Below are 14,258 nucleotides of genomic sequence, written 5' to 3'. Positions count from 1 at the left end.
TCATCTCAGTAAGTTCATCCAATCCATCGCCAAATTAAAGGAGACGATCATCAATGAATTATCCGGAACAAATGTATAACTACCACGCATGGGCCAACCAAACCATCCTGGGCAGAATCAAGGAACTTCCCTCTTCTGTCCTGAGTCAGGAAGTGAACAGTTCATATCCAACCATTGCTCACGCACTCAGCCATATCTATACAGTGGATAAGATGTGGTATCTGGTGTTAACTGGCACCGGGATGCCCGAGGCACTGCAAGCATGCATACCACTTAATAGTGAAATTCACGGTTCTGTGAATGAGTACATCCAATGTTTTACCGACCTGTCGGCACAATACAGTGAGTGGTTACGAGGCCAAGCTGATCTGGAGCAAACCATTCTACTCGATAATCCATTTGCAGGAGTTCGCGAAACCAGCTTATCGGAATTGGTAATCCATGTGGTTAACCACGGAACCTATCATCGAGGCAATATTTCTACCATGCTGCGTCAATTGGGGCATGCCTCCATCATGAATGACTATTCACTCTTTTGGTATCAGGAACCGGCTCAAGTATAGTTGACAATCGAATGGAAAATGTACATTGTATCCCCGTGACATCGAGGGAAGAATTGAGAAATTGGTTGCAGGAGCACGGAAAAGTCCAGCAATCTTGCTGGGTCATTGTAAGCATGAAACCAACTTCTGATACCCTGCTGTACTTGGATGTGGTTGAGGAGTCGCTATGCTTCGGCTGGATCGATGGTGTCAAAAAGAAAATATCCGAGACCCAATTGGCACAGAGATTATCTCCTCGAAGCAAACGAAGCTCTTGGACTGAATTGAACAAGGAACGTGTCCGTCGTCTTGAAAAGTTGGGCTTAATGCATGACGAAGGTAGAAAGGTTCTTCCTGTGATGGACCCGACTGCTTTCATCATCGATGCCGTCATCGAACAAAGGCTGAAAGAGGACCAACAGGTGTATGCGAACTTCTTGGCCTTCCCTGCCCTGTATCAAAACGTTCGGATTGATACGATCCAAAGTGTCAAGAAACAGCCAGCATTATTACAGAGCAGATTGGATAAGTTCATAACCAGCACAAAGGAGAATAAAATGTACGGTCTGTGGCATGACAATGGACGGCTTTTGGACTATTGAATTTACCCGAGACAGCATACAGGACCTCCATATGAGGAGGCCCTGTTTGGTGTTTTATATTCAGTCATGTATTAATGAGTCTGTCTGTATGTTTTGGGAGACTTGCCAAAGGCTTTCTTAAACTGGCGGGTAAAATAATTACTGTCGTTAAACCCGCATTCATACGAAATTTCCGTAATGGACAGGTTCCCGTTTTTCAACAAATGACATGCCTTCTCCAGACGCAACTTTTGCAGATAAGAGATCGGGGTCATCTGATAATAGGATCGAAAAATCCGATTCAGATGCCTTATTGAGATATTCGACTTCCCCGCAATATCCTCCAGCGACAGTGGCTCAAGATAATGATCTTCAATAAATGAAATGGCATTTGCCAGATGCATCAGATTATTACCTTCGATTCCTTTCTCCTGTGTATCATATTGCCTCGACAAATAAACAACCATCTCCGTAAGACGTGAGATCAACATCGTCTGATACCCTTGCTGTTTACTCTGATACTCCTCAATCATGAACGATATCAGCGATTCTACATACTCCAGACTGGAAATGGATAACGCCAATTTACTCGGAAAGGAGTGAATATTACGATAAATCGGTTCCAAAACAAACAGCGCCTGGAAGCCGTTAGATTTTCTCAGATCGGGCCCAGCCGAAGCAAGCATCTCGGGACTGAACATAACATTACAGATCCTAAAATCATGAGGGTCTTTGTACGCATGATGGGTGTCGCCATTGATCACAAACGCGTTTCCTTTTTTGATAAAAAATTCTTCGGTGTTCACCACATGAGTTGCATGACCATTCAGTACAATCACAAGTTCCGTAAAATCCATATGATTATGAAGTTCCATGTCCTCAACATGTCCACCGTACTGAATAAAAAACGGAAATTGTTGATGATCTGAAGTAAACCATCTCAAATATGCATTACTCAAAAGCATTCCCCTCCACGAACATTGTTGGGTTGAATGTCTATATCATGCTATTCCAGGACCGAAAAATCAAGGTTCCATATACTTATAAGCGTTATAATTCGCCTTGTAGCAGGGATTTTCAATGTGTCCAGATTCATACTAAACTCTCACAATGAATAGGAGCATAACATGATAAAATATACCAATCCGGTGATTCCTGGGTTTTATCCAGATCCGAGTATCTGCCGTGTAGATGAAGACTATTATCTGGTAACCAGTACCTTTGAATATTTCCCTGGTGTGCCCATCTTCCACAGCAAAGACCTTGTGAACTGGCGACAGATCGGCCATGTCCTTACTACCCCAGAACAACTTCCTTTAGCAAATGCAGGCAGCTCTGGCGGCATTTATGCCCCAACACTCAGGTATCATGATGGTTGGTTCTATATGACAACAACCAATGTCAGTGGCGGCGGAAATTTTTATGTACGCAGCATCCAACCTGAAGGGCCATGGTCTGCTCCCATCTTCGTTGATCAAGATGGTATAGATCCCTCTTTTCTATTTGACGAAGATGGTCGTGTGTATTTCCAAACAGCCTGTAATGGAAATGAAGGCGAGGGCATCTATCAGTGTGAGATAGACATCAAGACAGGAGCCAAACTAACCAATAGCCGATTGATCTGGAACGGAACCGGAGGAGCAGCCCCCGAAGCCCCCCACCTGTACAAAATAAACGACTTCTACTATTTGATGATCGCCGAAGGTGGAACCGAGTATGGTCATATGGAGACCATTGCTCGGAGTACAGATCCATACGGACCATTTGATCCGTGTCCTCATAATCCGATTCTATCCAATCGAAGCATGAAATCCAGTATCCATGCAACCGGTCATGCAGACCTTGTCCAGATCCAGGATGGAAGCTGGTGGGCCGTATGTCTGGGCCTTCGTCCAGCAGGTTACCCCATGCGGCACCATCTGGGACGCGAAACCTTCCTGGCACCTGTCACTTGGACAGATGACGGTTGGCCAATGATCGGTGTGGACGGACATATTGAGCCGGAGATGTCCAAACCTTCGTTGCCTGAGCACCCTTGGACACCTCAGGCTATCCGGGATCATTTTGACGAACCAACATTGGACATGAACTGGATCTTCTTGCGAAACCCGGCTCCGGATAGTTGGACGCTCACAGAAAATCCCGGGCAACTCATCCTGCGGGGTAACCCGGTTTCACTTGATGATGGACAAAATCCAGCCTTTGTTGGACGTCGATTGAGCCATTTCTTATGCAATATGGCTACCGAGCTGCGTTATGAGCCAAATGCGAGCGGTGAAGAAGCCGGATTAACCTTATTTATGAATGATAAATATCATTACGATTTGGCTGTAACACAGATCGATGGGCAGAAGAAAATCGTATTGCGACGAACCGTCGGCTCTCTGCGAACCGAACAGGTGCTTGACTGTGACACGGGGCGGGTTGTATTACAAATCAAGGCTGACCGGAATAACTTCACGTTCCTCTACCAGCAAGGTTCGTCCGATGCCATCGAAGTGGGTTCAGGGGAAACACATCTGTTATCTACCGAAGTGGCAAGTGGTTTCACAGGTGTGATGATCGCCATGTACGCTTATGCTCCATCGGGGGAGTGTACGCCTGCAAGTTTCGATTTGTTTGACTATGAACCTCTGGAAGAATAATCGTTTTAACTCCTATACTCAATAATTAGAAAATATAATATATGATCAGCTCAAATATATCCCCTTAAAGTAGATACTCTTTGAAAAACCTTGTGTGGTAGCATAAGGAAATGAGTGAACTTTGAGGGGATTTTGCTATCTTTATATCTTTCTCGATAATTGCTCTGAAATTTATTAAAGTTCTCCATTGCTTTATTAGAGAAGTTCTCCTAGTATTTTTAGTAAGAACACCCCAGCAGCTCTCATCTGGCAATACCTTCACTGCCCATATGAGAGCGCTATCGCTGCAGCACGAAAGAAAACGGGAGGTTGCAGATATGAAATGGAATCACTTCAAGTCCAAGCTTCTGCTTAAGTACACACTATCCTATATCTCCATTTTCCTTATCCCTCTTGTTATTTTAACCATCATTATTTATCACAACGCTGTGAACACGCTCCGTTCAGAGATTGAACAGACCAATGTCAATCAGCTCACTCAAGCCAAAACCGTCATCGATGATCGCATGAAGGAATTACAGGACATCGCTTTTCGCATCGCGTACGATGAGCAGTTAACGCGGTATTGGACCCACCATCCGTACTATAGCCGGGAATCAATCGGTGCATTGGTCAAATACAAAGCCACCAGTTCCATTATCGATGAGTTATTCCTGTTCTTCCGCGGAGATGATAACATCTATTCTTCTCAAGGTTCTGAGAATCTGGATGTATTCACTGGCCGCTACAAATTTACTACGTGGAACAAAACAGACATGATCCGGGATTTGAATAACGTGCAGTCCCCCACGATACGTCCAGCGGAGCAGGTCGTCCAAGGAACCAGAATACCCAATTCCATGCTGGCCTATCTTGTACCGATTGCACCTAACAATACACCCGCCCATGGAACCGTCATGTACCTGATTCACGAGTCCAATCTGACAGGCTTAATTGATTCCATCCTCAGTGACTATCACGGGATGACGTATATTTTCGATAATTACGGGCAAGTACTGGCGGCCAATTACAAGGGAGAAATCATATCCGAGCAAGAAGTTAACGCTCTGTTTACTCTTGAACCCGGGACGCATAGCATCTCCTTAAATCAAGAACCACATTCGGTTGTATCTGTTAAATCGGATGCGGGTTGGACTTATGTGACCGCTATGCCCAGCAACCAATTTTTCAGCCGAATCGTTCATATTCGCACCTTTGTTGTTCTCGTTTTCTCCTTCATGGTGGTGATGGGCACGTTCCTCGCCATTATGTTGGCCCGGAGACAGTATCATCCGATTTCAGACTTAATGGAGTTCATTCGGTTGAAGAATGATCCTGATCCATCTTCCACCACCAACGAGCTGGAATGGATCAAGAAAACACTGCATGATTATAGTCAGCGTGTAGATCTTCAGGAGCCCTATGCCCGCAATCACATTTTGCTCATGTTGCTGAAGCATGGTCACACCGGAGATTTCCCCTCTGAGTTTACGGATAAGCTTGGCATACGCTTTAACCGATCCCATTATTTTGTCATGATCATGGGCTGGGAAATGCATGCTTTTCCTAACGGTGATAACCCCGAGCAACCTACTGTCATGCAGCTGATGAACGATGTGGAGCTGCCGGAGTTGTCCGCTTATGCTTACGGCGTGGAGCAGCCACAGGCAAACCAATTGGCCCTTATCATAGGATTTGATGCCGAAATAGAGCATGAAGGTAGCCTAAATGCCCGTATGGAGCCTATTGTTGAAAAACTGCAATGGATGGTGACAGATCACACCAGGGTCGCGCCCGCAATCGGGATAGGCAATCAGTACACTTATCCGAAACAGCTGAATCAGTCCTACATCGAAGCCTCGACCGCTCTGGAAGCATCGATGCTGCATGGACAGGGAAGCAGTACATACTTTAACGACCTTTCCGGTTCCGGTGTACAGGATTCTTCCTTCTGGGTCCCCAAGGATGTATTGTTGAAGCTGGTTCAGAGCTTGAAACAAGGCAGCTATGATGTGGCGGTTCAGATGGTGTCAACTGCATTGAATACCCTGAAATCCGAAATACCATCTGTACCGCTGCTGCGTTGCATCTGCTTTGATATTCTGAATACAATGCTCAAAACCGCTTCGGAGCTTGGAATCCATCATGTGGTTGATCAACTTCCAAGGATCACTTCCTACGACTCGTTGGAGGACTTGGAGAAAAAACTGACAGGCCTTGCCGCCGAAATCTGCGCCCATGTCGAGGCGAAGAGTGAGACGGAAGAAAGCTCTCTTATGGATGAAATCGTTGCTTATATCGATGCCAATTTCTCTGATTATGATCTCAGTCTGGGTACGATTTCATCAAAGTTCACGATCTCTTCATCCTATTTCAGTCGTTCTTTCAAAGAAAAGATCGGCATGAACTTTACCCAATATATCTGGCAGAAACGGATGGATGAGGTCATTCGACTACTGCTGCATACTACCGATCCGTTAAAAGATATCATCACGCGTGTCGGTTACCTGGATACACCAAACTTCATCCGCAAATTCAAAAAAGAGACGGGTTATACCCCAGGGCAATACCGTAAAATGCACCGTCCCAACGGCTCCGCCGATTCCCCTGATGATGACGACGAGGAATGTATTGGATAAAGGGAGACATCGTCTAACATGTGCCTGATTCATTAGACCGAACTAACGCAAACAAGGGGCCGTCCTATACGTCATGCTCATAACGTATAGGACGGCCCCTTCGTATGTTTTTAGTCCGTAGACATAATCTGATTCGTCGCGGCCGGCGGCCTTATCCGATTTTCCCAACCGGAAGATCCTTCAGCCCTTGATGCACTGCACCCAGCAAACGGTGAGTAGGATCACAACCGTACTCCCAGAACATGATTCCGGCCAGACCTTGTTCCTTTACGTAATCACATTTGCAATGGATCGATTCTTCATCATCATAAGATATGAGGCTGGACCCATTAAACAGAAACGGTGCACAGGCTTCCTCATCCCAATAACGGATGTATCCATTCTTGTTGATGTACTTCGCTTCCAGCTCTGCAAATGACGGACCGTAGCCGCCTGTGCTACCAGCCATTTGATGGAGCCCGTGGTTTTGGTCAGGAACCTCATTCCAGATCCGGGAATAGAACGCAGCTCCGATCACAATTTTCTCCTTCGGGACACCAGCGCGAACAAACAGGTTCACGGAAGCATCCGTACTAATTCGAAACAGATCTCCTGTTGGCGTGTACAGATTCGTATGGTGTCCGGTCAGAACCTGAAAACCGCCACGCATATCATAGGTCATCAACTGAACATAGTCCAGGTACTGCTGCACCTCGGCCATCTCTGTACCATCAACGTAGTATTGATCAGCCCCTGCCGCAATGGTGAGCAGATAATGACGGCTATCCTCGGCTCCCTTGGCATCCAGTGACTCCCGAATTGTCTTGAGTAGCAAGGTGAAATTCCGTTTATCATCAGGACTGGATGCGATACCAGCTTCACCATAACAAGGATACTCCCAGTCCAGATCAATCCCGTCAAAAGGGTATTCCTCCAACACCCGGACTGCCGATGCGGCCATGGTGTCCCTCCCCACTTGAGTTGAGGCGGCCTCTGAGAAACCGCCAGCACTCCATCCGCCAACAGACAACAGCACTGTAAGATTCGGATGCTCCCGCTTGATGTTCCGGATCACATGGCCGTTTTTTAAATGCTCGGTGGTGATTGCATCATTTTTGACATGTCCGAAGGCTACGTTCAGATGTGTTAACTTCGACAGATCCTCATGTGCCATATCGGGGAGAACTGAATCAACAGCATAACCCGCAGCAATATATTTGGTCACTCTCTTCACTCCAATCCGTTCGATGATTGAGATATCGCAGCAGCTATCTGCAAGGCTTCCTTTCCCGTACCGATCTTGTAACCGGAAGCCGTATAACGGATTTGATGCTGAGTATCCAGTACAAATAGATGTGGATAACCCGCTTCGTGAGCTGCAGGCTTCGAATTGAAGCCGGACAAGGAAGCATAACTGGAATCTCGTACAAAAACCGTACGTACAGGCAGCTTTGGATAACCAGCAGGGTCAAAGGCAGCGTTCCATTCTGCATCTCCGATTATGAGTACGATTGGTATACCCAGCTTATCCAGCGGCTCTGCCAGCTCGCACAGTTCACGAATCAGATGTTTGGTCGGTTCCCGCTCCGGTTCAATCCAGGCAGCAATGGCACCCTCCGATCCCAGAAGTTCCTCCAGTTCTACCTCTGAGCCATCCAGACGGGTCAGAATACTTTCTGGTACCAGTTTACCCAGTACAGGAATATCAACCTCATTCTCGCGATAAGATAATACAACCTCAGTGGTATCTCCGGCGCTCACGGTAAAGTAAATAAAGCGTACTTTAGCCGTTCCATCTTTCAGCCTAACGCCTGTCGTTAAGCGATAAGCGCCTGCCTCAACCTCATATGGCTCACTATAGACATCCGTACTGCCATAAGGATAAATCAATGTCGTGTAGATGCCATCTTTCAGACGGGCAAACGAGAAGTTTTCGAAATAAGATGCTGCAGGTGTGTCCTGTGGAGCTTTTATATCCCAATGAAGTTGGAGCATTCCCCAGCTTCTGCTCTCCTGAGTTAGAGGTGAGGTGAGACTAAATACTGCATCCTCCCAGCCTCTGTCACTTAGATACTGTGGTTTCTGTGCGCTCGGATGTAATCGGGCCGGAATACCCAAACTGCGACATACAGCCACAAACAAAATATCCAGCGACTGAGAGTCTCCCTTCATTAGACTATACGTCCCTATTGGATTCCCTTTGCCTTTTAGATTGGGAAGATCTTCATAGTATTCATACTGCTGTTCCAGTATTTGGGCAATTAGCGAGGGATTCTCCCTGAAAGTTGCCGCTTCATCTGCCGAAAAGGCATTCTGGAATACACCCCGATAAGGGACCAGCATCTCATAGGAGATCCGCGGACACAGGATGTATCTCACGAACGTATCTTCCGCCCATGACCCTTGCTGCGAGAGCGCACCGATCAGATGATCGTCCAGCGTCTGACGAAAGGTATCCATTAAATCTTTTTCATTCATCGACTCCAACAACCGGAGCGGCCACTCACCATATGCATTGGAACGTTCCTCCAGAAAAGCTGCGATTTCGCGACTGTTCCCTCGTGCCTTCCGTAGAATGTCCCATACCCGTTCCGAAGGCAGTCCAGCCGAACGAGCCAAAGCAAACGCCTCTTCCTCACTCAGGAATGTACCCTCATATCCACTCCGAATCTTCGTGCCTTCCTCCAGGCGGCGGTTGTGATCCCGGATCTTCTCTTCCGGTAATGCAGTCACTACTTCTCCCTCCCCTTCCGGAGGGGGAACCATATCAAAATCCACGATCCCTGATGGCTGCTCTGACGAGTTCAACACTAGCTCAACATGATCGCTGTCCTGAGCCTTGTATAGGATTTCACTCCACTTGCCGCCGCTGACCGCACGAATCAAAAGTTCGCCATAGCCTGTCTTAAAAGCAGCTTCCCCTTGTGCGTCCGTCCTGATTTCGGCAATCGGATAGAATTCAGCGGTATTGTACAGCTCAAAACGGACACTCGCGCCGAGTACAGGCTCTCCCTGTTCATTTTTCACCTTCACATAAATGTTGCGTGTGGGCGCATAGTTCTCAAGCAAATTAATTTCCGTAAATCCCTTCTCGGAGAGCGTTATATCCTCCGGTCCGGGATAGTCGGCATAGATCCTCGTATTAATCAGCATGGCCCTGCGGGCTGGCGGACTGAACCACCCTTGGTTCAGACGGGCTTCAGGCTCGCATGCCCCGATGTAATACCATTGACCATCTGCCCAGGCTTCTACCCAAGCATGGTTACTGTCACAGTGAGCCCAGCGCGGTGTGTAGACCTGACGGGCGGGTATGCCAATGCTGCGAAGAGCGGCCACCGCCAGCGTGGATTCTTCGCCGCATCGACCACGAGCATTCCGGATCATCGTCAGCGGTGATATCGTACGCAGATCGCTGCCAATATAGGTCGCTTTCTCATGACACCAGTAATTGGTCTCTAGAATGGCATCCGCCATGGATAACTTCGCTGTCCGCTCGGCTAATTCGTCATATATCAAACCGCGGAAATCTTCAATATTCTCCGTATTTATGCGATAAGGCAGTACAAAATGAAGGAACAAATGATCAGGAACGCGTTCTCCCCAAGGCACACGTTTGCGGGTGTCCAAAGCCTGGCGCACATGGCTCAAGAACAAGGCCCCGTTATAATCAGCCATGTCGTTTACCGGCATATAGGCATAGACATACTTCAGTGCCCATGTCTCTTCTTGCGTTAGCTCCTGCTGAAAAACATGAAACAATTCCGATTTGCGGGCCTCTGCAAAACGTACCTTCTCCTGGAACTTCTGCTCAATCCTCTCCAATGACTGTGCATCAAGGGAAAACACCAAGGTTTGGCTGGTCATTGCGTTCTCACTCCTTCCACAGCTTTCCGTCTTCCCGAATACAGATCAAGGCCGTGCCATCCGCGGAAGGCGCAGTAATCTGGAACAGGCTGCGAGTCGTTTCAATAACAGGCTCACAGCTCCACGATTCCTCACCCATAAGCAGCTTCACATCCTGTGTAAATTCACCATGGGTTTCATAATAATTGCGTTCACGGTAATAGAGCTTACGAAGCTCCCATTTGATTCGTTCGTCTTCCGTCAACTCAAACGAATGATCCGTTCCGTCATCCGAGAATACAACATAACCCCACAACTCCGGGTAATGCATATTGATGATGCCCATAGGTGACCACACCCAGTTGTCCTCCGGATAAGGTTTACCCGTATCTGGATTCAACACCTTGCGGTACTCACCGTCCTGTACCTCGGTTTGCCACTCCACACGCGAGAAGTTGACACGCCAGAACTCACCCGGCGCAGGTGGACGGTTTCCTTCGGCACATTCCTTTAGACTGGCCCAGGGAATCGCAACTTCCACGCTCCATTTCCGGTTCTCTGCATCAGGTCTGTTCAGTTCCCCATCGATATATACGGCCGTCTTGAGACCGCTGATATCCCAACCGTTAACCGGAGGCCCACCATCCCGATAAGGCTTCACTAATAACAGGTCCCATACCGTATTGAGCGCATTGATCTCGAACTCATAATATTGATGGGAATCCCCGTCGGGATCGATAAAAATTTCGAAGTCATTGTCATAAAAAATAACGGAATCACGTTCAGTCAGGGTAGCCCAGATCTGATCTTCAATCAGCTCGGCAGCAAAATAGAAATAGTCGTCATCCCACAGCATTTTTACCCGTGTCTGTTTCTCTGGCTTCGGACGAAGATCCCCTTCGATATCAACGAAATCATCCGTCCAATGAGCCGCATTCCAAAATGCCTTATCCACACGACCGTCTAACACCAACGGTTCCTGCGCACGCTTGCATATATAATGTTTGGGAGCATACTCAATCCTGGGTTCTGGCACTCCACTTCTGTTCATGTCACTCTCTCCAATTCGTAAGGGAGGGCATGCATCTACCAGCACATGCCCTCCCCGTAATGGTTAGTTATGGGTGACAACGGCTCCAGAGCCGCCGTACATTTCCAGCTCCTCATCAAATTCGAGCTTAAGAACGGTCACCTGTTCATGCGTGTCCTCCGGGGTCATCTTGATCCACGTTGTCCCCGGGATATTGAACCAAGGCACGCCCCCATGAATCTCATGATTCAGCTCTTTGCCCGAATGCAGCACGGTAATTTTCTTGATCGGATTGCAGAGACCCTTGATGCACACATTCTCTTTTGGATCGTCATACACAAACAGGTACAGCGTCTTTCGATCCTCGGATACGGTGCTTCCCCCCAGATAATAGCGGGGCATAATGCCTTCGCCCGTACCAAAGACGGCCTCTTCATGGGTTCGGATACATGCTCCCAGCCCAAGCAGAATGTCCTCCTGCCTCTGATCGATGGTGCCATCTTCACGCGGACCGATATCCAGCAACATATTACCGCCCATCGAAATGCAGTCACAGAACATTCGAATGATCTGATTTAACGATTTGTATTTATGATCGGTTGGCACATAACCCCATGATGTGTTGATCGTGGTGCAGAATTCCCAGGGTCCCTCCGGTCTTGTGATCGGAATGCCTTGCTCAGGCGTTTTGTAATCCCCATAACCCTGCAGACGGGAGTTAATGATAATATCCGGATTGAAAGATTGCAGGTAATGCTTGAACTCCGGCAGATTCCACTGCTGGGCGCTCCGTTCCCAGTCCCCATCAAACCACAGCAGATCCACCTTTCCGTAATTTGTTAAAATCTCTCCCAGTTGGTGGTTATTGAATTGCAGGAACTTCTGCCACTTTACCTGATCCTGAACGCCGTCCACAGGACTTGAATGCCGGTTGACTCTGCTGAGATCCTCGGGTACTTTTCCACCTTCATACACGCTAGGATAATCCGGGTGTGACCAATCAATCAGCGAGTAATACATCCCCAGATGAATGCCCTTTTCCCGAATCGCTTCCGCATATTCCTTCACAATGTCACGATTCGCTGGTGTCTGTTTGACAACATTGAGATCGCTATATTGCGTATCCCATAGAGCAACGCCATCATGATGCTTCGTTGTTAATACGGCATAACGGGCACCAGACTTCTCAATCAAGTCCGCCCACTTCTCCGCATTAAATTCCGATGCCGTAAAACCATCCAACTGTTTCATATATTCTTCATAGGATATCCTGCCATTATAGAAGGACCAGGATTCCGCAACCCCGTCCACCGCATAGATGCCATAGTGGATGAATATCCCCAGTTTGGCTTCTTCAAACCATTTCTGCATAGCTGTCCACACCTCTTTCGAGAGTCCTTATCTGTGAAAAATCTTTAGGTCATTCTCCAGTATTCCAGCGGTCATATGCCCCCTGATACAGTTCGATGATACGGTCACTGCCCATTTTCTTCATCTGTGCAATGTACTTATCCCAGTTCTCAAGTGGTTCCTGGCCGGTCACAAACTTCGCTTCCATCTGTTTGACGTACGTATCCAGGTCAGACAATAGAGCGGTTGCTTCGCTTTGCTCTTCATTCGTCAGATAAACGTTAGGAAATGGTGCTTTTCCGATAGGGACCAACTTCTCTTGATTTTGCTGGTCAATCCACTCATCAAATTCGGTGCGAAGACCCTTCGCTACATCCGGATCATTAATACCCGGTGTCAAGATACCAAAGTTCGGCGTGATTTTACCCCGGTATTCCTCACGATCACCGCCGCCAGGAACGGGGAGCCACTCTTTCACGTGATTTTCCTTGTCTTTGAATTTCCACAGCACACCTTCCGGACCTTGATTGAACAGGGTCGCACCTTCATAGCTGTATAAATAATCAATCCATCGCATCGTCGCCTCGGGTGACGGGTTGCTGCTTGTAATAGCAAAGGTACCGCGAGCCGACATGCCCGGATGCTTGCCGTACACCGGAGAGTCTGCAATCTCGCTTTTTACTGGCGTCATCAGCGGATGATCCGTGCTAGGTTCACCACCAAGCGTGAAGTATGGATGGTAATCGTTGAACAGTGCAAGTTTGTTGCTCTCACCTTTAGCTTTTTTCTGATCACCTGTTTGAGAGAAGGTCTCATGATCCAGCAAGTCTTCCTTCCACAAGCGGTTCATGAATGTCAGATAACCTTTGTAACCTTCTTCTTGATAAGGATAGTGAACTTTTCCGTCCTTATCGGAATAGATGCCTTCGTTGTACATTCCCCAGAAGCCGAAGAAAAACATGCGAAGATCATCCAGTTTTACAGAAGTAAGCGGTATTTCATCTTGCTGGCCATTGCCATTAGGGTCTTCTTCTTTTACACGCTTAAGATACGTATACAATTCTTCAGTAGTTTTGGGCTCTTCTACGTTAAGTGCCTTCAAGAATTCCCCGTTGTACCACATTGGGCCTCTATACCACACGGCCGCTTTATCAATGAATGGGAGTGCATACATATGCCCGTCAGGCGTTGTAAATGATTTACGAACATCCGGGTTCTCATCGAGAATCTTTTTGATATTTGGGGCGTAACCTTCGTCAATGTATTTTTCCAACGGAATCAGAATGCCCTGGCTACCATAAGTCACCTGCTCAGCTGGCTTGAGGTCCGCAGCATAGAACATATCTGGCAAGTCCCCGCTCGCGAAAACCAGATTTTTCTTCGTTTCAAAGCTGTCGATTGGTGAGAGCTGGTACTCCAGCTTGATGCCCGACAGTTTCTCCATTTCTTGCAGCACAGGCATCGTGCTCCAGTCAGCCACACCCGCATCCTGAGACATAACCTTTAACGTTAGCGTTTCGTCTACAATCGGGAAGCCTTCTTTTTTGACCCCTTCAACATTAGAGGTTGTGCTTCCGTCTTCATTGGTTGAACCACAAGCTGCAAGCAATGTTGCTAATAAGGTGAGACAGAGTGTAATGGATGAAGCCTTGCGAAGCTTTTTCATGACA

General features: G+C 47.5%; 10 protein-coding genes. 4 read left to right on the top strand and 6 right to left on the bottom strand.

Annotated elements, in window-relative coordinates:
- Window positions 1–53: 53 nt before the first annotated feature.
- Window positions 54–563 (top strand): DinB family protein, encoded by a 510-nt coding sequence (locus NST33_RS05875; protein ID WP_221819054.1) that lies wholly within the window; start codon window positions 54–56, stop codon window positions 561–563.
- Between the two features lie 11 nt (window positions 564–574).
- A complete protein-coding gene (locus NST33_RS05870) occupies window positions 575–1,144 on the top strand; it encodes a YdeI/OmpD-associated family protein (RefSeq protein ID WP_221819053.1) in 570 nt (189 codons plus the stop codon).
- A 71-nt stretch (window positions 1,145–1,215) separates the two neighbouring features.
- Here NST33_RS05870 and NST33_RS05865 read toward each other — a convergent pair whose 3' ends face one another.
- Window positions 1,216–2,082: a helix-turn-helix domain-containing protein gene (locus NST33_RS05865; RefSeq protein ID WP_221819052.1), complete on the bottom strand. Its 867-nt coding sequence runs from the start codon at window positions 2,080–2,082 to the stop codon at window positions 1,216–1,218.
- 171 nt (window positions 2,083–2,253) lie between these two features.
- Between NST33_RS05865 and NST33_RS05860 the strand changes: the two genes are divergently transcribed.
- Entirely contained in the window at window positions 2,254–3,768 is a 1,515-nt protein-coding gene (locus tag NST33_RS05860) for a glycoside hydrolase family 43 protein (RefSeq protein WP_221819317.1), read from the top strand.
- 317 nt (window positions 3,769–4,085) lie between these two features.
- Window positions 4,086–6,386, top strand: a complete 2,301-nt coding sequence (locus tag NST33_RS05855) for a helix-turn-helix domain-containing protein (RefSeq protein WP_221819051.1) — start codon at window positions 4,086–4,088, stop codon at window positions 6,384–6,386.
- Window positions 6,387–6,537: 151 nt separating this feature from the next.
- Here the strand turns inward: NST33_RS05855 and NST33_RS05850 are convergent, their stop codons facing one another.
- From NST33_RS05850 to NST33_RS05830, 5 genes are all read right to left on the bottom strand, one after another.
- A complete protein-coding gene (locus tag NST33_RS05850) occupies window positions 6,538–7,590 on the bottom strand; it encodes a glycoside hydrolase family 18 protein (protein WP_221819050.1) in 1,053 nt (350 codons plus the stop codon).
- A 5-nt stretch (window positions 7,591–7,595) separates the two neighbouring features.
- Window positions 7,596–10,229, bottom strand: a complete 2,634-nt coding sequence (locus NST33_RS05845; RefSeq protein WP_221819049.1) for a transglutaminase domain-containing protein — start codon at window positions 10,227–10,229, stop codon at window positions 7,596–7,598.
- A 7-nt stretch (window positions 10,230–10,236) separates the two neighbouring features.
- Entirely contained in the window at window positions 10,237–11,259 is a 1,023-nt protein-coding gene (locus NST33_RS05840) for a carbohydrate-binding family 9-like protein (protein ID WP_221819048.1), read from the bottom strand.
- 63 nt (window positions 11,260–11,322) lie between these two features.
- Window positions 11,323–12,609 (bottom strand): alpha-L-fucosidase, encoded by a 1,287-nt coding sequence (locus NST33_RS05835; RefSeq protein ID WP_221819047.1) that lies wholly within the window; start codon window positions 12,607–12,609, stop codon window positions 11,323–11,325.
- Window positions 12,610–12,658: 49 nt separating this feature from the next.
- Window positions 12,659–14,254 carry an extracellular solute-binding protein gene (locus NST33_RS05830; protein WP_221819046.1) on the bottom strand — a complete coding sequence of 532 codons (1,596 nt, stop codon included), beginning with the start codon at window positions 14,252–14,254 and terminating at the stop codon, window positions 12,659–12,661.
- Between the last annotated feature and the right edge of the window lie 4 nt (window positions 14,255–14,258).

The sequence above is a fragment of the Paenibacillus sp. FSL L8-0435 genome, assembly GCF_037965655.1.
Taxonomy (GTDB): domain Bacteria; phylum Bacillota; class Bacilli; order Paenibacillales; family Paenibacillaceae; genus Paenibacillus.
Note: the sequence above shows the minus strand (reverse complement) of the source record. Positions and strands in the feature narration are given on the sequence as shown.

Excerpts from the sequence above, each read along its gene's own strand:
- NST33_RS05870 (WP_221819053.1), top strand. The coding sequence starts at position 575 with ATGGAAAATGTACATTGTATCCCCGTGACATCGAGGGAAGAATTGAGA.
- NST33_RS05840 (WP_221819048.1), bottom strand. The coding sequence starts at position 11,259 with ATGAACAGAAGTGGAGTGCCAGAACCCAGGATTGAGTATGCTCCCAAA.
- NST33_RS05875 (WP_221819054.1), top strand. The coding sequence starts at position 54 with ATGAATTATCCGGAACAAATGTATAACTACCACGCATGGGCCAACCAA.
- NST33_RS05855 (WP_221819051.1), top strand. The coding sequence starts at position 4,086 with ATGAAATGGAATCACTTCAAGTCCAAGCTTCTGCTTAAGTACACACTA.
- NST33_RS05835 (WP_221819047.1), bottom strand. The coding sequence starts at position 12,609 with ATGCAGAAATGGTTTGAAGAAGCCAAACTGGGGATATTCATCCACTAT.
- NST33_RS05845 (WP_221819049.1), bottom strand. The coding sequence starts at position 10,229 with ATGACCAGCCAAACCTTGGTGTTTTCCCTTGATGCACAGTCATTGGAG.
- NST33_RS05830 (WP_221819046.1), bottom strand. The coding sequence starts at position 14,254 with ATGAAAAAGCTTCGCAAGGCTTCATCCATTACACTCTGTCTCACCTTA.